The 21156-nt window shown below is 35.7% G+C and carries 21 protein-coding genes; 9 read left to right on the plus strand and 12 right to left on the minus strand.

Annotation, left to right across the window (positions count from 1 at the left end):
• The first annotated feature begins 172 nt into the window (after positions 1–172).
• On the plus strand, positions 173–1363 hold the full coding sequence (locus tag BUA97_RS00485; RefSeq protein WP_072995762.1) for a pyridoxal phosphate-dependent aminotransferase: 1191 nt from the start codon (positions 173–175) through the stop codon (positions 1361–1363).
• Positions 1364–1426: 63 nt separating this feature from the next.
• On the opposite strand, the gene BUA97_RS00490 is transcribed toward BUA97_RS00485, so the two are convergent.
• On the minus strand, positions 1427–2881 hold the full coding sequence (locus BUA97_RS00490) for an ELWxxDGT repeat protein (protein WP_072995764.1): 1455 nt from the start codon (positions 2879–2881) through the stop codon (positions 1427–1429).
• 521 nt (positions 2882–3402) lie between these two features.
• Between BUA97_RS00490 and BUA97_RS00495 the strand changes: the two genes are divergently transcribed.
• The 4 genes from BUA97_RS00495 (at position 3403) to BUA97_RS00510 (ending at position 5796) form a co-directional block, all read left to right on the plus strand.
• A complete protein-coding gene (locus tag BUA97_RS00495) occupies positions 3403–4035 on the plus strand; it encodes a peroxiredoxin (protein ID WP_072995766.1) in 633 nt (210 codons plus the stop codon).
• Between the two features lie 52 nt (positions 4036–4087).
• On the plus strand, positions 4088–4399 hold the full coding sequence (locus BUA97_RS00500; protein ID WP_072995768.1) for a thioredoxin family protein: 312 nt from the start codon (positions 4088–4090) through the stop codon (positions 4397–4399).
• A gap of 54 nt (positions 4400–4453) precedes the next feature.
• Entirely contained in the window at positions 4454–4702 is a 249-nt protein-coding gene (locus tag BUA97_RS00505) for a DUF6952 family protein (protein ID WP_072995770.1), read from the plus strand.
• Between the two features lie 83 nt (positions 4703–4785).
• Positions 4786–5796, plus strand: coding sequence for an adenosine deaminase (locus BUA97_RS00510; RefSeq protein ID WP_072995772.1), 1011 nt, complete (start codon positions 4786–4788; stop codon positions 5794–5796).
• A 9-nt stretch (positions 5797–5805) separates the two neighbouring features.
• Here the strand turns inward: BUA97_RS00510 and BUA97_RS00515 are convergent, their stop codons facing one another.
• From BUA97_RS00515 to BUA97_RS00545, 7 genes are all read right to left on the minus strand, one after another.
• Positions 5806–6252 (minus strand): GNAT family N-acetyltransferase, encoded by a 447-nt coding sequence (locus BUA97_RS00515; RefSeq protein ID WP_072995774.1) that lies wholly within the window; start codon positions 6250–6252, stop codon positions 5806–5808.
• Positions 6209–6748: a thermonuclease family protein gene (locus BUA97_RS00520; protein ID WP_072995776.1), complete on the minus strand. Its 540-nt coding sequence runs from the start codon at positions 6746–6748 to the stop codon at positions 6209–6211. Before BUA97_RS00520 ends, BUA97_RS00515 begins: the two co-directional genes overlap by 44 nt.
• 4 nt (positions 6749–6752) lie before the next feature.
• The gene (locus BUA97_RS00525; protein WP_072995778.1) at positions 6753–7346 is read right to left on the minus strand and encodes a Crp/Fnr family transcriptional regulator; all 594 of its coding nucleotides are present in this window, start codon (positions 7344–7346) and stop codon (positions 6753–6755) included.
• A gap of 23 nt (positions 7347–7369) precedes the next feature.
• Complete coding sequence (ytxJ, locus tag BUA97_RS00530) at positions 7370–7747, minus strand: bacillithiol system redox-active protein YtxJ (protein WP_072995780.1); 378 nt, start codon at positions 7745–7747, stop codon at positions 7370–7372.
• Positions 7748–7888: 141 nt separating this feature from the next.
• On the minus strand, positions 7889–8416 hold the full coding sequence (locus BUA97_RS00535; RefSeq protein ID WP_072995782.1) for a hypothetical protein: 528 nt from the start codon (positions 8414–8416) through the stop codon (positions 7889–7891).
• Between the two features lie 83 nt (positions 8417–8499).
• On the minus strand, positions 8500–9192 hold the full coding sequence (locus tag BUA97_RS00540) for a ZIP family metal transporter (RefSeq protein ID WP_072995785.1): 693 nt from the start codon (positions 9190–9192) through the stop codon (positions 8500–8502).
• A complete protein-coding gene (locus tag BUA97_RS00545) occupies positions 9189–9917 on the minus strand; it encodes an SAM-dependent methyltransferase (protein WP_072995787.1) in 729 nt (242 codons plus the stop codon). The genes BUA97_RS00540 and BUA97_RS00545 overlap by 4 nt, the downstream gene beginning before the upstream one ends.
• Positions 9918–10027: 110 nt before the next feature.
• Here BUA97_RS00545 and BUA97_RS00550 point away from each other — a divergent pair, with 110 nt between their 5' ends.
• From BUA97_RS00550 to BUA97_RS00565, 3 genes are all read left to right on the plus strand, one after another.
• Entirely contained in the window at positions 10028–11194 is a 1167-nt protein-coding gene (locus BUA97_RS00550; protein ID WP_072995789.1) for a THUMP domain-containing class I SAM-dependent RNA methyltransferase, read from the plus strand.
• 406 nt (positions 11195–11600) lie between these two features.
• Positions 11601–12596, plus strand: coding sequence for a glycosyltransferase (locus BUA97_RS00560; protein WP_072995793.1), 996 nt, complete (start codon positions 11601–11603; stop codon positions 12594–12596).
• Positions 12597–12682: 86 nt separating this feature from the next.
• A complete protein-coding gene (locus BUA97_RS00565) occupies positions 12683–14419 on the plus strand; it encodes a thiamine pyrophosphate-dependent enzyme (RefSeq protein WP_072995795.1) in 1737 nt (578 codons plus the stop codon).
• Between the two features lie 100 nt (positions 14420–14519).
• On the opposite strand, the gene BUA97_RS00570 is transcribed toward BUA97_RS00565, so the two are convergent.
• Positions 14520–15116: a DUF3244 domain-containing protein gene (locus BUA97_RS00570; protein ID WP_072995797.1), complete on the minus strand. Its 597-nt coding sequence runs from the start codon at positions 15114–15116 to the stop codon at positions 14520–14522.
• A gap of 242 nt (positions 15117–15358) precedes the next feature.
• On the opposite strand from BUA97_RS00570, the gene BUA97_RS00575 reads away from it, so the two are divergent.
• Complete coding sequence (locus BUA97_RS00575) at positions 15359–16231, plus strand: AraC family transcriptional regulator (RefSeq protein ID WP_072995799.1); 873 nt, start codon at positions 15359–15361, stop codon at positions 16229–16231.
• 108 nt (positions 16232–16339) lie between these two features.
• On the opposite strand, the gene BUA97_RS00580 is transcribed toward BUA97_RS00575, so the two are convergent.
• From BUA97_RS00580 to BUA97_RS00590, 3 genes are all read right to left on the minus strand, one after another.
• A complete protein-coding gene (locus BUA97_RS00580; protein WP_072995801.1) occupies positions 16340–17905 on the minus strand; it encodes a glycoside hydrolase family 10 protein in 1566 nt (521 codons plus the stop codon).
• 82 nt (positions 17906–17987) lie between these two features.
• Positions 17988–19796: a translational GTPase TypA gene (gene typA / locus BUA97_RS00585; RefSeq protein ID WP_072997160.1), complete on the minus strand. Its 1809-nt coding sequence runs from the start codon at positions 19794–19796 to the stop codon at positions 17988–17990.
• Between the two features lie 140 nt (positions 19797–19936).
• Positions 19937–21100: a class I SAM-dependent methyltransferase gene (locus tag BUA97_RS00590; RefSeq protein ID WP_072995803.1), complete on the minus strand. Its 1164-nt coding sequence runs from the start codon at positions 21098–21100 to the stop codon at positions 19937–19939.
• Positions 21101–21156: the final 56 nt, after the last annotated feature.

Here is a 21156-nt window from a genome sequence, read left to right on the forward strand (position 1 = left end):
AATATTTTTTTAACTTTTATGATATTATTCCTGACGATATTTGTTTGAATTGTTAAATTTATTATTAAAATAATAAAGGATGATATTTATCTGTTAAACCAAATTCTCTGAAAAGCCTTTCTGCATATCGATATAAAAATTATATTTGTCATTGAATCAATTAAATTTAATAATGAGTAAAATTTCTGACAGACTGAACAGACTGAGTTATTCTCAGACTTTTGTAATGAGCAACAAAGCACGCGAGATGAAGGCCGCAGGAATAGATGTCATAAGCCTGACACTAGGAGAACCGGATTTTGATGTGCCTCAAAAAATAAAACAAGCCGCTTTCGACGCCATTAATGAAAATTACAGTCACTACTCTCCTGTTCCTGGATTTCCGGAACTGAGACAAGCTATATCAGACAAACTCAAAAGAGACAATCATCTCAATTACAAACCGACCCAGATCTGCGTTTCCAACGGCGCAAAACAATCCATTATCAATGTTTTATCCGCGATCATCAATGATGGAGACGAGGTGATTCTTCCTGCTCCGTACTGGGTAAGCTACGACGAAATGGTAAAACTGGTTGGCGGAACATCTGTTTTCATTGAAACATCTATCGATACAGAATTTAAAATCACGGCTGAACAACTGGAAAAAACCATTACACCGAAAACCAAAGCGTTGCTTTACAGCTCACCTTGCAACCCGTCGGGAAGCTTCTATACCGTTGAAGAACTGGAAGCCATCGCCAACGTTATTGCAAAATATCCCGAAATTACCATCATCTCGGACGAGATCTACGAATTCATAAACTATGAAGGCAAGCACGTTTCTATTGCAAGCTTCCCACAGGTTTATGAGCAAACAGCAGTAATCAACGGAATGAGTAAGGCTTATGCTATGACAGGCTGGAGAATCGGTTATTCTGCATGCCCTGACTGGTTGGCTAAAGCTTGTGACAAGGTTCAGGGTCAGATGACAAGCGGCGCTAATACAGTAGCGCAGAGAGCTTCTATTACTGCTTTGGAGATGGATCCTTCAGAATTGAAGTTTATGATTGATGAGTTTCATAAAAGACGTGATATTGTCTTCGATCTGATGAAAGATATCAAAGGCTTTAAATGTAACCTTCCGAAAAGTGCTTTTTATTTCTTCCCTGACATTTCATATTTTATAGGAAAAAACCTGAACGGAACAGAAATCAAAGATTCTGATGATTTTGCTATGTTTCTTTTAGAGAATGCAAAGGTCGCCTGTGTTGGCGGCGTCAGCTTTGGCAGCCCAGAATGTATCCGTTTTTCATATGCTGCTTCGGAAGCAGAACTGAGAGAAGCCATGAAAAGGATGAAAGACTGTCTGGGACAGTTTTAAAATAAATCAAAAAAAACGGCTACCTGTAAAAGATAGCCGTTTTTTTGTATAATAAATACAATTTTATTGTACTATAACTTTTGCAGTCTCATTAATCTTGTTATCATCTGACTTGATTCTTAAGATGTAATTTCCAGAATTTACATTCGTTGAAACTTTACCATCAGTTATCTTTCCGTCTTCTACCTTTCTGCCTGAGAAATCATACATTTCAAATGTCCCTTTTTTCACATTATTGATTAAAAATGTTCCTTTGGAAGGATTTGGATATATCTTAACGCCAGAATTTGAAACGTCCGAAACGGCCAGATTAGCATCATCCAAATTTACCTTATATAGCTCAGAACCAATTACATCACTATTACTGACTCTTCCTGCAAAGTATAGATTATCATTATAAACAACCAGTGCATTAACTGAAGAAACGGTATAAAGAATTTTTGTACCTGCGTCTGTTCCGTCGCTTTCCCAAAGTTGCTTAATGCTGCCATTTGTAATAATGAAATATAATTTGTCTTTATAAACCACCATTTTTTCAGGGAAAGAACCAGGAGTATCCGGTACAATGTCTTTTACTATCATCGTGCCTGACTCTGTTCCATCAGTCACCCAAAGTTCTGTTCCGTATTCAAGACCGCTGGACGCAGAAAAATAAACTTTTCCTTTATACTCCATAAAATTCTGAGGTCCGGAACCGGCTGAAGGACCAGATACGTTAATATCCTTTACTATAGATGTTCCCGCTTCGGTGCCGTCGGTCATCCAGGGCTCCGCTCCGTTTCCGCCATTAGCATTGAAAAAAGTTTTCCCAAGAGCCGGGCTGTAATAGAAGTTCGTTGGATAAGAAGATGTGGAAGGATTGATATTTTTGATCAAATCGGTAGATGTTCCGTCAAATCCGAAAAGCTGTGTCAAGAATGGATTTGGAGCAGTTGCCAGTTGTGCATTAGCAAGCACTTTACTTCCTATTGATCCGATTACGTTCACATTAAGATTATCATCTGTCAGGGTTACCTGATCATTAGAATCTACTGAAAACAATCTGTTGGTATTCGGAGTAACAGCTGTGTTGCTGGCTTTTAAATATAATTTGTTACCAACCGTTGTGAGATTTGCACCAAATTTCACTGTTGTTGATATTGTTTTCACGCCGTTGGTTGCATCATAAGAAAGCAATAATCCCGCTGTACTGCTACCGTTGACCATATTGCTTGCTGTAAAATAGATCTTATCATTAAAGACTGTCAGGTTGGATGGTGACGACGACGATTGACCCGGAATAATGTCAGAAACAAGTTTTGTTCCGGCTTCTGTTCCGTCACTTTCCCACAACTCGTTTCCGATAGAAGTTCCGTTGACGGTAGAGCTTGCCGCAAAATATAGTTTGCCGTTATACACAGTAAAGTTGACAGGATTGGAACCTACAGCACCAGGATAGATGTCTTTGACGATAGTAAAAGTAGTTTGGGCAGACAAAAAACCGCCAAGCAAAACAGCCAAAAAGTTGATTTTTTTCATAGAGTAATTATTGATTAATTTTAATTTGTTTTTTCTTTAGAACTAAATAAAATATCTGGCAAACAAATCTTCGCTGGATTTTTTATCCTTTTTCCGAATCTAAAATTAGGAACATGAAGAATCATATTATAATGAAGCAATAACATAATTAATGAATATTACAAGATTCTGACAGTTCAAATACAGACTTAACTAATTACTTTATAAGGATTTAAATGATCTAAACATAATTTCTTAAATTCCATCATACTGAAGTGTTTTTTTTATAAAATCAATTACAAATTTGTGATTTTGCTCATTGTTTTTGTTAATTAAATGTTTGAAATTTGAAGGATAATTATAGGATTATTCAAAACATTGCATTAATAATTTATCAATTGTTCTTAATTATTAGCGTAGATAGAAGGAAATACTTATCATTTATATTAATAGATTTTATAAATCATAAATTAATATTCAATTCACAAAATCTTTATATTTTTGTATCTGTAATTTTTAAAACAATTTAAACTTATAATATTATGTCATTAGTAGGTAAATTATTCCCAAGTGTAGCAATCGATGCAATGAGCGAAATGGGTGATGATCTTAAGATCAATGTTTTTGAAGAAGCTTTAAACAATCAGCAAAAAGTAATTTTGTTCTGGTATCCAAAAGATTTCACTTTTGTCTGCCCCACAGAACTGCATGCTTTCCAGGAAGCTTTACCCGAATTTCAAAAGAGAAACACTGTAGTAATCGGTGCTTCTTGTGATACCAACGAAGTTCACTTTGCATGGCTCAACACACCAAAAGAGAACGGCGGAATCGAGGGTGTTACTTATCCGATTCTTGCAGATACACACAGACAGCTGGCAAACATCCTCGGGATCGTAGACCAGGATCTGGAATATGATGAAGAAGGCAACGAGGTTTACACAGGTTCTAACGTAACATACAGAGCAACTTATCTGATCGACGAAACAGGAAAAATATTCCATGAGTCTGTCAACGATATGCCGCTTGGAAGAAATGTTAAAGAATATCTTCGTCTGATCGATGCTTATGCGCATGTTCAGAAACACGGAGAAGTTTGTCCTGCCAACTGGGAAGAAGGCAAAGAAGCGATGAATGCGAACAGAACTGGTGTAGCAGAATATTTCAGCAAAAACTAATTGATTATAATAATCGATTGTTATTTATAATTAATCATTAATAATTGTAAAAATGTACATAGAACTAACAGAAGATAACTTACAAAAGATTGTAAGTGAGAATGACAAGGTCATGGTTCAGTATGGTGCAACATGGTGCGGAAACTGCCGGATTATGAAACCAAAATTCAAAAAACTGGCTTCAGAAAATGATGAGATTCCTTTCTATTATGTGGATGCAGAGAAATTACCCGAAAGTCGAAAACTTGCAACTGTTGATAATTTGCCAACATTTGCAGCGTTCGAGGGCGGAGCTTTGAAAAACCAAGTTCAAACAAACCAGGCAGAAAGTCTGAACAATTTATTTTCAGAAATTAAGAATTAATTTATCATTCATTGATTTTTATTGAACTAATTCTTAATCTTTAAATTCAAAATAATGAAATTACCAATTATAAGACAGTTCTATCAGAACCAAACTCCTGAAAATCTGGAAGCAACTTTGGAAGTTTTGGAAAGTTTTTCAGAATTCCGAAATATTTCTGAAGAAGAACTGAACGTTGCAGGAGAACTGATAACAAATATCTGTGGTGCTTTGGAAGTTCACGCCAATGTCCGTAACGGAATGAGCGAAAAAGACGCACTCAACTCATTTGCTCAAAAAGTAATGGGATCCATCGACAAATAAAAGTCATCTTTTATACAATATCAAGGCTTTAGAATCATTTTCTAAAGCCTTTTTAATTATATTTGAACAAATCAAAAAAAACTATGCAAGATTTTATCGCTGCACTTCCAAAAGCAGAATTACATTTACATATCGAAGGAAGTTTCGAACCGGAACTGATGTTCGAAATTGCTCAACGAAATAAAATTGAGATTCCTTACAAAACAATTGAAGAAGTTAAAAAAGCTTATCAGTTTTCATGTCTTCAGGATTTCTTAGACATCTATTATGCCGGTGCCGGTGTCTTGATTCATGAGAATGATTTTTACGATCTGGCAATGGCTTATTATCAGAAATGTTATGAGAATAATGTAATCCATACCGAAATCATGTTCGACCCTCAAACACATACACAACGAGGAATTGCATTTGAAATCGTCATCAATGGATTGCAAAAAGCAAGATTGGACGCCAAAGAAAAATGGGGAATCAATTCCTTATTCATTATGAGTTATCTCCGTCATCTTTCCGAGGAATCTGCGTTTGAAACGTTGAAACAATCACTTCCTTATAAAGATCTGATCACCTCTGTTGGCCTGGATTCTTCCGAGATGGGAAATCCTCCGGCTAAATTTAAAAATGTATTCGAAGCATCTGTAAAAGAGGGTTACATACCGGTTGCCCACGCTGGGGAAGAAGGCCCGGCTGATTATATCCGGGAAGCTATTGATATTCTCAAAGTTGCAAGAATAGATCATGGAAACAGATGCCTGGAAGATGAAAATCTGGTTCAGGAAATTGTAAAAAGAGATCTGGCACTAACGGTTTGTCCACTTTCCAATCTCGAATTGAGAAATACGGATGTGATGACCAACCATCCATTGAAAAAACTTTTGGACAAGGGTATCAAAGCAACGGTCAATTCTGATGATCCCGCTTATTTCGGCGGCTATATGAATGCGAATTTTGAAGCGGTTCAGGAAGCCTTAAATCTTTCAAAAGAAGATATCATTACATTAGTTAAAAATTCCTTCAATTATTCTTTTGCGACTGATGAGCAAAAGAAAACTTATCTGGAAAAAGTAGATGAAGTTGTGAATGAGTTTGCCAAATAAAACGGCAAATCAATTCTTAAGAATCATCAGACTCCTTTTATGATTTTGGAAACCATAATGTTCATAGAGTTTTTTAGCTTTATCATTATGGTTTTCTATTTCCAGAAGTACGACTTTGAATTGATTTTCAACAGAATAATTCTTCACAAATTCCAAAGCTTTTTTGCCTAGAGATTTTCCTTGAAATTCTGGCTTAATAAACAATTCATCTAAAAACAAAATCTCACCTCCGAATTCGAAACTGAAATATTTCGCAAGAATGATGTAACCGGCGGTCTTCCCTTCAGATGCAATCTTGAAACATTGTCCGTAATTGTCATTATTGATGAATTTTACAAAATTCTCCTGTGTCACTTGTTCATCAAAAGGATAAAGGTCAATCGTATAAAAATCCTCCATCATCTCGCACAGGTCAGGAATATCGGAGATTTCGGCTTTTAAAATTTCGTGATTCATTTTTCTTTTTATTTTCTCTCCATAGCCAGGGTGCAATTGGATTTTTACCTTGCCAGAGTCCTACTCTGTTTTTCCTGGCTTCGGATTCTAAATTTGAGTAAACAGGATCGCCGGAATATTTTTTATAATGCCAGGCCATTCCTAGCATGATCATCTGATGATTAACATTTTCGCCTTTATCATTAAAAATAACAGCAATCAACCGTTTGTAACGGTCATATTTCTCTGCTTTCTCTGTAACAATTTTTCCAAAACAAAGATCAGACAAAATCATTTTAGCATTATTACCAAAGGGTTGTTTTCCTCTTTTTTCAGGGGCATCTATGTGAGCAAGACGAATTTTGAAAGGTGTTTTTTTGTAAAGAACTTCCATAGTATCACCGTCAGAAATCCCGATGACTTTCGCAGAAAACGTTTTGTAGCTAAGATTTTCCTTAAACTGATTTTGAGCAGAAGCAAAGACCGAAAAAAGAAAGAATATTAAGAATTTATTCAAAATACTAAATCTCAAATTTCTTTTTAGCCAATTCTTTTCTCACGCGGCTAAGACTTTCCGGGGTGATTCCCAGATAAGAGGCAACCATCCATTGCGGGACTCTCAGCATCAGGTTTGGATATTTTTTCAGAAACTCCAGATAACGTTCTTCAGCCGTTGTGCTTATTAAAGCATTCACCCTGTTTTGGAGATTTTTGATATGATTGAACATGAGTTTCTGATTTTTTTCTGCGACAGCAGGGTACACTTTAGACAGATTTTCAAAGAAACCTTCCCTTGTCACAACAATAATACTCTCCTCAATAGCTTCGATATAGAATCTTGATTTTTCATTCAGCAACTGGCTGGTAGTATCGGAAATGATCCAGTTTTCCGGTGCGAATTGTATCACATGCTCTTTACCCGCTTTGTCAATGGAATACATTCTCAGCAAGCCTTTCTCCACAAAAAAAGTAGAATCGGAGATCTCGCCTTCCCTTAAGATGATTTCATTTTTCTTGGCGTGCTTTACCTCATAATAAGGTGAACAAAATTCCAAACTTTCGACAGGAACGCCTAATATCTTAGAAAGGTGATTCCGAAAATTCTGATATTCCATTGGTATTATTAAGTTTTCTGAGATTAATTAATTTTATCCAGATCAATATTCTGATGAGAAGCATTGTATATTGCTTTGCCGCTATCCAGGACAATCAGCTGCGGACTCTGGTGTACAATGTCAAAACGGGTTTCAATATCGTTTGATAAATTCCTGTGAGCCAGCAAATCAAGAAAATAGTAAGTATAGTTTTTCTCTGAATTCTGCATCTGTCTTTCGAAAGACTTCAGAATAGTTTTGCTGATAAAGCATCTGGTAGAATGCTTGAAGATCAGAACTTTTCCCTGAGAAGACTTTTCGATTGCCGACTGAAGATCTTTCTCAGATTCCAGCTTATTCCAAAGACTTACGCTCTCATCCTGCTCTTCCTTTTTTCCAAAAAATTGGTCTAAAAATCCCATAAGATTAATTTGAGTAAAATTATAATATTATAGCTATACTATAAAAGGATTTTGATAAAAAATTACGAACTGTAATAAAGTATAATTTCAAAAATAAAATGCACCTGTTGAAGGTGCAATTTTGTTTATTCAGAAGGTTTATTAATAAGAATAAGCCAAACCTCTCCGTATCGCTTGTACAGCTCCAAAACTAGGCCCGCTTGCTCCTGACTGATTGATATCTTTCTCAGCAGTTAGCAACACAAATGGACATTTCAATTTAGCAGCTTCCATTTTAAGCTTCTTATTGGCCTTGTTATCCGCAGAATTACCTGTATGAAGACTCACAAAACCTGTTTTTCCTTTGATCTCTCCTTTTTTAGTAAGTCCTGAAATATAGGATTTATCTTCCAGTATCACCACATTATCCCAGTCATCTTCTCCGTTAACTGTAATTTTTTCTGTAACATCCTGTGTTCTTCCGGATTTCCCGTATATGATTTTTTCTACAGCATACTTTCCGATTGTATTTTCAGCATCTTCATTTTCATATGTGAAAACCACGGAATAGTCCTCAAGTTTTTTCACAGTTCCCTTTATTATTTCCCCGTTATGTTTATAGATCTGATCCACTTGAGCAAGAAACATTGTGGACAACATAAGTAAAAAGAATAATGTTAGTTTTTTCATAGTATTGTTTTATTTGAATTTAATCGGCAAATATATTCTATTTATGATAATAAATATATTTTTTTAAAAAATAACTCAAAAAATTAATGACTGTGAAAAAAATGACCAACTAAAGCAAGAGCTATACCACAGATCACAAGCACAATCTTTTGCCAGTCCATCTTATGATTCTTGTTACTCTCAAAAATAATAACTGATGAGATATGCAGGAATATACCCCCGACAACAGCAAGAAAATAAATTTTAAGATTTTCATTGAAGTATTTACCGAGAAGCATTCCTAAAGGTGAAGCCAGGGCAAAGATCAAGACAATGAGCCAGAATTTTGTGGAAAAATTTTTGCTGTGAGCCAAGAAGCTTCCTAATACAAAAGAAATAGGAATATTATGAAACAAAATCCCTAATAAATAAGGAGAAATTGTTTCCTTTTCGTGAGACAAAGGAATTCCTTCTATAAAGGCGTGTACAAAAAGTCCAACAATTAACGCAAACGGAATAATAGAATGATCATCTGAATGATGGTGCAAATGGCCGTGCTCAAAGCCTTTCGTAAGATTTTCCAAAAGCATCTGAATAAGGACGCCAATAATCACAAAAATCCCGATGTTATGATCTTCAGAATGATAAACTTCCGGAAAAACCTCATTCAGGCAAATAGTAATAAGAAAACCGGCGCTGAGAATCAAAAGATTTTTGGCAAATTGTTGTTTACTTCCGAAATATTTTCCGAGAAAAACACCAACCAAAACGCTTAAAATCAATAGAACTATAATCATTTTCTGACTCTGAATAAGTTAATGCAACGCGGTGAACAATTTTCCTCAAAATCGCTAAGCTGATAATCACCCCAACGTTTAATCAGTTCGAAACCAAATTCATCAGCAAATTTCAGAATTTTTTCGGCAGATGTGAGCTTCACACGTTCAAAAAAGTGAAATTGCTTTCCCTGATCTTCAAAATCGATTTCCTTTATGATAAAATCATCCTCAATATGCTTTTTGATATTGAAAACAATATTTTCCTTTTCCACAGAAGATTGCGGTACGATAATATTCTTCACATAGTCCGCATTCAGAAAATCCAAAACGAAATAACCTTCATTTTTGAGAACCCCGGCCACTGACCGGAAAACACTTTTATCCTCTTCTTCTGTCTCGAAGTAACCAAAGCTTGTAAACAGGTTGAAAACAGCATCTACTGGTCCACTTTCTATTTCATCCCGCATATCATGAACACGGAATTTCAATGATTCATTCTCAAATTGTTTATCATAATTGATACTTTGCTCAGAAAGATCAAGACCTAAAACTTTATAACCCAATTTATTGAGATAAACAGAATGTCTTCCTTTTCCGCAAGCCAGATCGATTATTTTTGATTTTTCTTCAAGATTCAGAAAATCAGTCAGAAGATTCAGAAAATTTTCTGCTTCCTTATAATCCCGATTGCTGTATAAAATATGATAATATGGTGTATCAAACCACTCTTCGAACCATTGCATCCTGCAAAAATAAGGAAAATAGACTTGAGATCAGCATAATGGAGACAACAGATTTTCCATAAGTTTTAAAGTCTATTATCTATCATCTAAATATCTATTATCTTTGTGGGATGAATACAGACAATCTGCAAATACAGATCAAAACTTTTTTCGGATTAGAACAGGTTTTGGCGGAAGAAGTAAAAAAACTGGGTGGTAAAAAAGTTGAAGTTAAAAACCGTGCTGTCACCTGCGAAGGCGACCTGGGTTTTCTTTATAAACTTAATTATTCCTGCAGAACCGCTCTCAAGATCATCATTCCGGTTTTGGAATTCAAGGCATTTAATGAAGGAAAATATTATGATAAATTGTTTAAGTTCGAGTGGGATCAGTTTCTGGAAAAACACCAGTCATTTGCCATTGATGCGACAGTAAATTCTGAAAGATTCAGTCATTCCCAGTTCATGACTCTGAAAATGAAAGACGCTATTGTGGATTATTTCCAGGAAAAACATAACATAAGACCAAGTGTTAATAAAGATAATCCTGACATCAAATTCCACCTACATATTGACAGAGAGTTGGTAACCATCTCTTTGGACAGTTCCGGCGAGCCGCTTTTCAAACGTGGTTACAGGAAAGAACAGACTGTTGCGCCCATCAATGAAGTTTTGGCCAGCGGAATGCTGCAGCTTGCAGGCTGGGACGGAAAAGGTAATTTTTTGGATCCAATGTGTGGTTCAGGAACATTACTTATCGAAGCGGCAATGATTGCAATGGATCTTCCGGCTCAGATTTTCAGGAAAGAATTCGCATTCCAGAACTGGAAAAACTATGACGAAGAATTATTCCTGAAAATCAAGGAATTCCGGATCAACAGAGTAAGAGAGTTCACGGGAAAAATTGTCGGTTATGATATGGATCCCAGAGCGCTGAATGCTGCGAGAAACAATATTGAAGCTGCAGAAATGGAAGATGTCATCGAAGTAAGAAAGCAGGATTTCTTTGAGTCTGAAAAAGATATGTTCCCGTTATTAATGGTTTTTAACCCGCCTTATGACGAAAGAATCTCTATTAATGATGATGACTTTTATAAAAAAATCGGAGATACTTTCAAACAACATTATCCAAATACTTTGGCCTGGCTGATCTCTGCAGACCTGGATGCGCCGAAGAAAATCGGACTTAGACCTTCAAGAAAAATAAAGTTATTCAACGGAAAATTGGAAACGAGATTTTTGCAGTATGAAATGTATGATGGTTCTAAGAAAGGGAAATATATAGATAAAGAATTATAGCTCAGTTAATATTTTAAAAATATAAAATAGGCCTAAAAGTATTATAAAAACTGACAATAAGACAACTCCATAAATTTTATAAATCTTTCGGGATTGTTGCAAATCAGAAACGCCATAATTTTCATTCATAGGAATTATGGCGTTTTCCTTTAGTATCAGATTAATCTGCTCACGATTCTCCTGGAGAAAATAATATCTTCGATCATCTGAAATATTCGTATTACTTATTTCTTCCACAAAAAAAGGAATTCTGTTTACCGAAAGAAGATTTTCAAACTGCAAAATAATCTTTGAATTGAATCAAAGTCTTGAAATGTTCTTTTTCGAAAATATTTAAATCCATGGTCACTTTTTTTCAAATTTAAAAGCTTTTTCAATATTTTTGGAAATAATTTCATAATTCACATTGGCAACCATCTCCATCATCATAGCAATCTTCAACAGGAAAGACGAATTATTCGAGCTTCTTAATTCTCTTTCTCATCAGACAGATAAAAATTTCGAAGTAATCATTGTCGATGACGGTTCCAAAATCGCACTGCTCCCGACGGTACAATTATTTGAAGAACAACTGGACATTCAGTTTTTCAGGAAAGATAATTCAGGACCAGGACTAAGCCGGAATTACGGCGCAAAACGTGCGAAAAATGACTGGCTGGTTTTTGTAGATTCTGACGTGATCGTCGAAAAAGATTACATTGAAAATATCAAAAAAAACCTGACACAAAATCCTTGTGATGCTTTCGGTGGCGCAGATAAAGCACACAAAGGATTTAATCTGATGCAAAAAGCAATCTCCTACTCGATGACTTCGGTTTTCACAACCGGCGGAATCCGCGGAAATAAAAATGCCGTCACCAAATTCCAACCCAGAAGTTTCAATATGGGCGTCAATAAAAAGATTTTTCTGGAAGTCAACGGTTTTTCTGAAATGAGAATCGGTGAAGATCCAGATTTGTCAATGACACTTTGGGAAAATGGCTTTACAACTAGATTTTACGATAATATTGGTGTTTACCACAAACGAAGAACCGACTTTGGAAAATTCTCAAAACAAGTGTATCAGTTCGGCTGCGCAAGACCGATTCTGAATCAAAGACATCCTGATTACGTAAAACCGACATTCTGGTTTCCAAGCCTATTTTTAATCGGATATCTGATGGGAATAATTCATTATTTCGTTTGGGAAAATGGTTTAATTCTAGCGTTATACGGACTTTATACATTTCTCGTTTTCTTCCACGCTTTGATAGTGACGAAAAATATCAGCATTGCCGGGATGGCCATTATTTCCACTTATATCCAAATGTTTTCTTACGGTTACGGCTTCCTGAAATCCTGGTTTCTTCTTAATATTATGAAGCAAAGTCCGAAAGAAGCTTTTCCGAAACATTTTCATTGATTTTATTTAACAAATATTTATAGTTGAAAATTTAATTTTAAAACATTTTTTTACGAATTTTAAGTCAATCTAAAATCGTAAGAACTATGTCAAAAAATATTGCAGACCAATTCGTTGAGATATTGGTACAAGCAGGAGTTAAACGTTTGTATGCTGTCACGGGTGACAGTCTTAATTTTCTCAACGATGCCATAAAACGGGAAGGTTCTATTCGGTGGATTCATGTACGGCACGAAGAAGTTGGTGCCTTTGCTGCGGCTGCCGAAGCTGAGTTGGAAGGTCTGGCCGTTTGTGCAGGAAGTTCCGGTCCTGGTCATGTGCATCTCATCAACGGACTTTACGAAGCCAATCGCGGCAATGTTCCCGTTTTGGCAATTGCCTCAACTTGTGAAAGCACGGAGTTTGGAACTTCTTATTTTCAGGAAACGAATACGATTAAATTATTTGATGACTGCTCTATTTATAACCAAATCGCCACAACGCCAGAACAAGCACCCAGAATGTTGCAAGCCGCTTTACAACACGCAATTTCTGAAAGAGGCGTTTCGGTATTGGGAATGCCTGGCGATCTTTTCGAGGCTAAAGCTGTAAAAAATATAAGCTCCGACCTTATCTTCAAAACCAATCCAAGAATTATCCCATCAGACGAGGAATTGAACTGGATGGCGCAACACCTAAATTCTCAAAAGAAAGTTGCCATATACTGTGGAATCGGCGCTTCGGATGCGCACGCTGAAGTGATTGCCTTAGCAGAAAAACTGAAAGCACCAATCGGATATTCTTTCCGTGGAAAAATGGGAATTCAGTATAATAATCCTTATGAAGTGGGAATGACTGGACTTCTCGGATTACCTTCTGCCTTCAAAGCGATGCACGAGGCTGACGTTATTTTGTTACTCGGAACAGATTTCCCGTATGTAAAATTTATGCCTGTCGATAAAGTCATTATTCAAATCGATGATAAACCGGAGCGTCTTGGAAGACGTGCACAATTAACTAGAGGTTTTGCAGGAAAGATCAAAGACTCACTGATTCACCTTTTGCCTTTGATCAAAGTCAATGATGACAGCAATTTCCTTAATAAACAATTAGAATTCTATCAAAAAGTAAAAAATAACCTTCGATCTTATATAGAAGATAAAGGGAAAGAAAATTATATCTCGCCAGAATTTGTCGCAGAAACCATCAACAAAAAAGCTAATAAAGACACTATTTTCACCGTAGATACAGGAATGTGCTGTGTTTGGGGCGCAAGATATCTGGAAGCAACTGGCGAGAGAAAACTACTAGGCTCATTCAGTCACGGCACGATGGCGAACGCCATGCCAATGGCAATCGGCGCACAATTATCATATCCTGACAGACAGGTTATTTCGCTTTGTGGTGACGGTGGAATTTCTATGTTATTGGGAGATATTGCAACTATAAAACAATATGAATTACCAATAAAAATCATCGTGTTCAACAACCGTTCTTTAGGAATGGTAAAACTGGAAATGGAAGTCAATGGAATTCCTGATAATGAGACTGATATGGTAAATCCGGACTTCGGATTGTTGGCTCAGGCATTCGGAATCAAAGGCATCAATGTCTCCGACCCTGAAAAAGTTGAAGAAGCCATTGATGATGCTTTACAAACCAAAGGACCTGTACTGATCAATATTTTCACAGACCCAAATGCGCTGGCAATGCCACCAAAAGTTGGCTGGGATCAAATGAGAGGAATGGGAATTGTGATGACAAGAATGATGCTGGATGGGAATTTCAAAGAAGTAGCAGATACGATTGCCAGTAATTATAAACACATCAAGGAAGTGCTGTAAACACAAAGCCCAATTGTATAAATTGGGCTTTTTTATAGGTATAAAAAAAGCTTCAATTACGAAGCCTTTGAAAATAATATATAACCTTGGTCTAGAGAAACTATCTCAAAGTGATCATCCTGTTGAAGACATCACCATTCTTTTCTACACTGATGATATAAGCAGGAGAATTTTTAGAGTTCAAGTCAAATTTCAAATTGATTTCGCCGTTGTTTGCTTTAACCGTTTTATTATAATACTCGTTATTAGAAAGGTCGGAGACTGTAACATTAACACCACTTTCCACATTATCGATATGCAATTTTACGATGTTATTTTCGATCGTATATTCTGGTTTGTTGAATGCAATAACAGGCGTTTTCGTGGCTTCAACATTTCCATTCTTATCAATAGTTACTTTATATTTTTCGATTCTGAAATCAGATTCAGCCACCAAAAAATATTCTCCAGCAGAAAGGCTTGACAGGTCGTAAGATTTTTCTACATTTTCTTTATTGCCAGTGTTTTCAGAATAGATTTCGTCCTTCCTGTCATTATAGAAATAAAGAGATACATTTTCCGCATTGAAGATTTCAAAACGCAACGTTTTGGAACTGGCTTCTGTCAAAGAGATTGAAAATAATCTGTCTTTTGCAGAAACACTCATTGTTACAAACACAAATCCAATAATCAGGCTTAATTTTAATATACTTTTCATAATAATTTCTTTTTAATTGTTTTTACTATGCAAATGTATCATGGATATTTGTTAAATAATACAAGACAATTTTCATTTATATGTTCTATATTAACATTAACTAAATGTTAATTGATAAAATATGGTAATTTAAAACATATTAAATATCTTTGTATCATCAAATCGCAACTCATTTTAAAATGGCAAAAAATCAATCAGAAATTTGCGTCAACATTTGAAATTTAAAAGAATAGAATGTACACATGAAACATTACAATCCTGTTTTAGAATCTGTCAGTCCTGATGTAGGCAGTAGTTTTACCTGTTTAAAATATAACAGAAATGAAAACATCAAATCCAATTTCTGGCATTTCCATCCGGAGATTGAATTGATTTTTGTGCACAAAGGCTCCGGGAAACGGCAGATTGGGAGTAATATTTCTTACTTCACAGATGGCGATTTGATTCTTATCGGAAGTAATCTTCCACATTGTGGAATGACGAATGAAAACACGAAAAACGACTATGAGATCGTGATACAGTTTTCGATGGATTTTCTCGGTTCTCAGTTCTGGAAAGCACCGGAAATGATGCGGATTTTAGCATTACTGGAAAAAGCAAAAAGCGGAATTGTTTACGGAGAACAAGTCAAAAAAGCATTAAAACCTAAAATTGATGCGTTGACCCAAGCGTCCTCTTTGTCCAAATTGATGATTTTAGTGGAGATTCTGGACGAACTTTCTCAGACTCAGGATTATAAAATCCTGAATGCTTCAAAATATTACCTGCAAACACAAAAAGAGGACAATGACCGAATCAGTGTGATTTTCAATTATGTAAAAGACCATTTCAAGGAGCAGATCACTTTGGAAACCGTATCTGAATTATCCAATATGACGGTGCCATCTTTTTGTAGATATTTTAAAAAAATCACGAACAAAACCTTCACACAATTCGTGAATGAATACAGAATCACACATTCTCTAAAACTCCTGGCAGAACAGCCGATGAGCATTACCGAAGTTTGCTTTGACAGTGGATTTAACAATTTCAGTTATTTCAACAAAACTTTTAAAGAACATACACAGAAAAGTCCGTCGCAGTATCGGAAGGAGTTTAGTAATATTTTAAATTAACTAAATTTCTTACAATATTTTTAAACCCCATCGATAAATAAAAATAAAAAACATAGAAAGCAGCTCTGATATCATAGAATAGTTTCTATCGGTGTTTTGAGTTTTTTTTTAATTGGCAGAAATTACTTTGTAAGGACTTAATTTTCCTAATTTTCCAACAGATCTTACTACAATTGTCGTCAGTTTTTTTCCATTTGAAAATGAAGGAACTGTTTTGTTAATGCCTTGCGGAGACAAGATTTCTGTTTGCCAATTGTCGCCATATTTCAGATAAATAACATAAGACAAAGCTTCTGTTTGTCTGTTCCAGCTGATCAAAAAGTTACTGGATTCTTTTCTCACATTTACATTAAGTTCTGTTAAAACGTTTGTTGTCAGCCAATTTGACTCAGGAATTAAGACCTTCTCTTTATAGGATTTTGTTTTTAATTCCTGCTGCATTTCGTAATTTTTACTGATTCCTGCGATACTGTAATGAACTTCTCCTGCATTATTTTTCAGGATTTGTCTAGTAACGTCTATTTCGCGGGCAATTTCTGTTGCTTTATTTGGAGCTTTTACAGCAACGGTATTCAAGCCAGGCCAAAGATGACGGGCTCTTGTATTCTCGTCATTCCACCATTTCAAAAGAAGCGGAAAACTCTGTCCCGGCGAATCTACAGGCCAATACAACTGAGGCGTGAAATAATCTACCCAACCTTGGTTCAGCCATAATTTGGCATCTGCATATAGCTCGTCGTACTGAGAAGAACCTTTGATTCCGGCAGGATAACCAGGTTTCCAAATTCCAAAAGGGCTGATTCCGAATTTCACATCATTTTTCTGAGCTTTGATTTCGTCATAGATTCTTTTCACAAATTTATTGACATTTCCTCTTCGCCAATCGGCTCTTGAAAGCGTTCCGCCGGATTGCTTATAAACCGACCACGTTTTATTATCAGGAAAATCCTTTCCGCCATTATATTCGGCATAAGGATAAAAATAATCATCGAGATGAATCCCGTCGACATCGTATCTCGAAATGATATCTTTAATGACTTTCGAAGCCTGATCTTGCGTTCTGTCATCAGCAGGATCAAACCAATACATTCCGTTTTTTAATTTGATTACATTTTCGGGCGATTTTCTTACCATTGATTCAGACGAAATCACACCACCATTGGAATGATGCGCTCGGAATGGATTCAACCAAGCGTGAAACTCCAGACCTCGTTTATGACATTCATCAATCCAAAACTGCATTGGATCATATTCGGGATAAGGCGACAAACCGATTTGTCCGGTCAAGAAATGCGACCAGGGTTCGTGAGAACTTTTGTACAAAGCATCCGCTGAAGGACGAACCTGCAGAATCACCGCATTGAAATTGAGATCAACCAGCATATCCAACATTTGTATCGCTTCTTGTTTTTGCTGATCTGCAGAAAGATTATTTCTGGAAGGCCAATTTATATTTGCCACAGATGCAATCCAAACTGAACGGAATTCTCTTTTGATTTCCGGTAATTTGATATTATTCAATTGAACAACTGGTTTTGGCGGAAGATTGATTTCAGTTTTAACAACTGGCTTTTTAACACCAGATTTAGATGTTGGTTTCTTAGTTTTTGTTGCACACGAAACCACTAAAAATAAGGGTAAAAGTATGTTTAAGAATGATAATCTAGATTTCATAGCCTGCAAAACTAAACGATAATATTTTAATAACAAAAAAAGCATCCAAAAATTGGATGCTTTTAATATTTGATTGGAATGATTATGCTTTTGCGCCTCTTTCCATTCTTTTTCTTTCCTCTTCAGAAAGGATTTTCTTTCTCATACGGATGAAGTTCGGAGTTACTTCGATCGCTTCATCAGCCTGGATATATTCCATACATTCTTCAAGAGAGAATAAGATTTTCGGAGCAACTCCGGTGTCTTTATCTTTTCCGGAAGCTCTCATGTTATTCAACTGTTTTGCTTCAACAATGTTTACGACAAGATCTCCCGGCTTGTTTTGCTCTCCGATGATCATACCTGCGTAGATTTCCTCACCCGGATCAACAAAGAACTTACCTCTGTCTTGTAATTTAGCAATAGAATATTCCGTTGCAGGACCTTGCGTTTTACTGATCAGAACACCATTGTTTCTTCCAGGAATTGCACCTTTGAAAGGCTTATATTCTGTGAAACGGTGCGCCATAATAGCTTCACCGGCAGTAGCAGTTAACATCTGAGAACGCAATCCGATCAATCCTCTGGACGGAATCTCGAATTCCATATGCTGCATCTCACCTTTAGTTTCCATGATGTGAAGGTCACCTTTTCTCTGAGTCGCCAAATCAATAACTCTGGAAGCAAATTCTTCAGGAACATCAACAACCAAAGACTCATATGGCTCTAGTTTTTGACCGTTTTCGTCTTCTCTCAGGATTACTTGAGGCTGACCGATTGTCATCTCATAACCTTCTCTTCTCATGGTTTCAATCAAAACTGACAAGTGAAGAATACCTCTACCAAAAACCAGGAAAGTATTTGCATCGTCAGTCTGCTGAACTCTCAATGCCAAGTTTTTCTCTAATTCTTTGGTTAATCTTTCTTTAAGGTGATTAGAAGTTACATATTTACCATCCTTACCAAAAAAAGGAGAATTGTTGATAGAGAACGTCATATTCAACGTTGGCTCATCGATCGCTGTTCTTGGCAATGGCTCTGGATTTTCTAGATCTACGAAAGAATCTCCAATCTGGAAAGCGTCAAAACCTACTACAGCACAGATATCTCCAGCTTTCACTTCGGTTACTTTTTTCTTTCCAAGACCTTCGAAAACGTAAAGCTCCTTCACTTTTCCTTTCACAACTTTTCCGTCAGCTTGTGCCAAACCGATCCATTGAGATTCTTTGATTTCGCCTCTGATTACTTTTCCAATCGCGATTCTTCCTAAGAAAGAAGAGAAATCCAAAGAAACGATCTGCATTTGCAACGTTCCTTTAGAAACTTTCGGCTCCGGAACGTATTGTAAAATCCCGTCTAATAATGGGAAAATATTGTCAGTTTGTTCTAATGAAGTGTTGAACCAACCTTGTTTAGAAGAACCGTAGAACGTTGGGAAATCCAATTGCTCTTCAGTTGCATCCAGATTAAAGAACAAGTCAAAAACCTGATCATGAACTTCGTCCGGACGACAGTTCGGCTTATCAACTTTATTGATAACAACCAAAGGTCTAAGACCTAATTCCAAAGCCTTCTGAAGTACAAATCGTGTTTGTGGCATTGGTCCTTCGAATGCATCTACCAATAAGATTACACCGTCAGCCATTTTAAGAACTCTTTCTACTTCACCACCAAAATCTGCGTGACCAGGTGTATCGATTACATTGATTTTTGTGTCTTTGTAATTAACAGAAATGTTTTTTGAAAGAATCGTAATTCCTCTTTCTCTCTCTAGATCGTTGTTATCCATAATCAACTCACCACTCTCCTGATTCTCTCTGAAGATGTTTGTTGCATGAATAATCTTATCAACCAAAGTCGTTTTTCCGTGGTCAACGTGTGCGATAATCGCTATATTTCTAATGTTTTGCATATCCATTTTTTACGCGTGCAAATGTAGTGATTTTTTACTGTTATTAATTATATGAATTAAATTATTTTTAAAAATATCACAGATTTTCATCAAAATTAATATTTGGTTCAATCTAAGAAAGATCGATTTAGAAACCTGGATCAAAAACTTTTAAGAATTTCTTTCCCTTTAATAGATTGCGTGAAAATCAAATATTGATTTCCACCATCAGTCAGTTTATATTTTTTCCTGATTTCTTCAGGTTTTAAAGGATAATTCTTACAAACAATATTATACTTCTCTCCTTTATTCAAATCTTTAGCCTCAATTTTTTCGATTTGTAAAATGCGTCCTGTAAAATTTTCGATTTTATGCTCTGAAGTATAAAAATGGCTGTTCGGGTGCAGTTTTTTCAGTCCGAATTTATCTGAAATAATATTAAATGCACCAGCTTTCAAAATGGAATTATTAGGAATATAAAGGAAATTCAAACTTTCTGAAAATTCTGACTTTGCTGATTTTTCGTCATTAAAATTGAAAGAAAATTCTTGTTCGCCAGATTCTAAATTTGTACAACGAATTTTGACATCTTTGTTCTTTTCTCTTTTTTCTTGATTGTCAATAATTAATAAAAGTTCTTTCACTTCATTTCTAACCGCAATAATCTGAATTTCAGTTATATTTTTCAATTCTGAAATCAAATAAGAAATATCAATTAACGGCGATAATTTCACAATGATTTTATCAGAGATTGAACTTAAGCTATTCTCTATCTCTAAAAGATTTGGTGATAAATCTTCAAGCAGAAATTTTTTTTTATTTTGCAAGTCTCGTCTTGCCGGATCGAGATAAATGACATCAAATCTTTGCTGATTATTTTCTAAGAATCTTTCTAAACTTTCATTGATAAAACTCGCCTTTCTGTCCAATATTTTCCAATTATTCTCAACGATGGAAATCAGTTCTGGATTTTGTTCGATTAATGTTACTTCAGCAAAATTTTGAGACATAAAATAAGCATCAATCCCAAATCCGCAGGTTAAATCGAGGAAAGATTTTCCACTAAGATTTTGAGCTTTATATTCTGCTGTTGATTGTGAGGAAGCTTGTTCCAGATTGAGATTTGGTGGGAATACAATTGCTTCTTTTAATAAAAATGGAAACTTTTTTTCTGCTGTTTTTTTACCCTTGATTTGTTGAACAATTTGCTGCATCGAAACTTCCGGAAACGGCGATTTTTTCAATAATAATCTATTTAAATCAGAATTGATATTTTGACCGATATAGTATTGAATATCAGAAGAAATTAGTTTAGAATAATTCATTAATTTAGCAGAAGTCAATCCTTAGAATTTAAAAATATTGAATTCCAAGATTTACA

Origin of the sequence: Epilithonimonas mollis (assembly GCF_900142325.1) — a bacterium.
Lineage (GTDB): Bacteria > Bacteroidota > Bacteroidia > Flavobacteriales > Weeksellaceae > Epilithonimonas > Epilithonimonas mollis.

Excerpts from the sequence above, each read along its gene's own strand:
- BUA97_RS00550 (WP_072995789.1), top strand. The coding sequence starts at position 10,028 with ATGAATACAGACAATCTGCAAATACAGATCAAAACTTTTTTCGGATTA.
- BUA97_RS00535 (WP_072995782.1), bottom strand. The coding sequence starts at position 8,416 with ATGAAAAAACTAACATTATTCTTTTTACTTATGTTGTCCACAATGTTT.
- BUA97_RS00495 (WP_072995766.1), top strand. The coding sequence starts at position 3,403 with ATGTCATTAGTAGGTAAATTATTCCCAAGTGTAGCAATCGATGCAATG.
- BUA97_RS00515 (WP_072995774.1), bottom strand. The coding sequence starts at position 6,252 with ATGAATCACGAAATTTTAAAAGCCGAAATCTCCGATATTCCTGACCTG.
- ytxJ (WP_072995780.1), bottom strand. The coding sequence starts at position 7,747 with ATGGGATTTTTAGACCAATTTTTTGGAAAAAAGGAAGAGCAGGATGAG.
- BUA97_RS00575 (WP_072995799.1), top strand. The coding sequence starts at position 15,359 with ATGAAACATTACAATCCTGTTTTAGAATCTGTCAGTCCTGATGTAGGC.
- BUA97_RS00540 (WP_072995785.1), bottom strand. The coding sequence starts at position 9,192 with ATGATTATAGTTCTATTGATTTTAAGCGTTTTGGTTGGTGTTTTTCTC.
- BUA97_RS00590 (WP_072995803.1), bottom strand. The coding sequence starts at position 21,100 with ATGAATTATTCTAAACTAATTTCTTCTGATATTCAATACTATATCGGT.
- BUA97_RS00510 (WP_072995772.1), top strand. The coding sequence starts at position 4,786 with ATGCAAGATTTTATCGCTGCACTTCCAAAAGCAGAATTACATTTACAT.
- BUA97_RS00500 (WP_072995768.1), top strand. The coding sequence starts at position 4,088 with ATGTACATAGAACTAACAGAAGATAACTTACAAAAGATTGTAAGTGAG.
- BUA97_RS00490 (WP_072995764.1), bottom strand. The coding sequence starts at position 2,881 with ATGAAAAAAATCAACTTTTTGGCTGTTTTGCTTGGCGGTTTTTTGTCT.
- BUA97_RS00545 (WP_072995787.1), bottom strand. The coding sequence starts at position 9,917 with ATGCAATGGTTCGAAGAGTGGTTTGATACACCATATTATCATATTTTA.
- BUA97_RS00485 (WP_072995762.1), top strand. The coding sequence starts at position 173 with ATGAGTAAAATTTCTGACAGACTGAACAGACTGAGTTATTCTCAGACT.
- BUA97_RS00565 (WP_072995795.1), top strand. The coding sequence starts at position 12,683 with ATGTCAAAAAATATTGCAGACCAATTCGTTGAGATATTGGTACAAGCA.
- typA (WP_072997160.1), bottom strand. The coding sequence starts at position 19,796 with ATGCAAAACATTAGAAATATAGCGATTATCGCACACGTTGACCACGGA.
- BUA97_RS00570 (WP_072995797.1), bottom strand. The coding sequence starts at position 15,116 with ATGAAAAGTATATTAAAATTAAGCCTGATTATTGGATTTGTGTTTGTA.
- BUA97_RS00505 (WP_072995770.1), top strand. The coding sequence starts at position 4,454 with ATGAAATTACCAATTATAAGACAGTTCTATCAGAACCAAACTCCTGAA.
- BUA97_RS00525 (WP_072995778.1), bottom strand. The coding sequence starts at position 7,346 with ATGGAATATCAGAATTTTCGGAATCACCTTTCTAAGATATTAGGCGTT.
- BUA97_RS00580 (WP_072995801.1), bottom strand. The coding sequence starts at position 17,905 with ATGAAATCTAGATTATCATTCTTAAACATACTTTTACCCTTATTTTTA.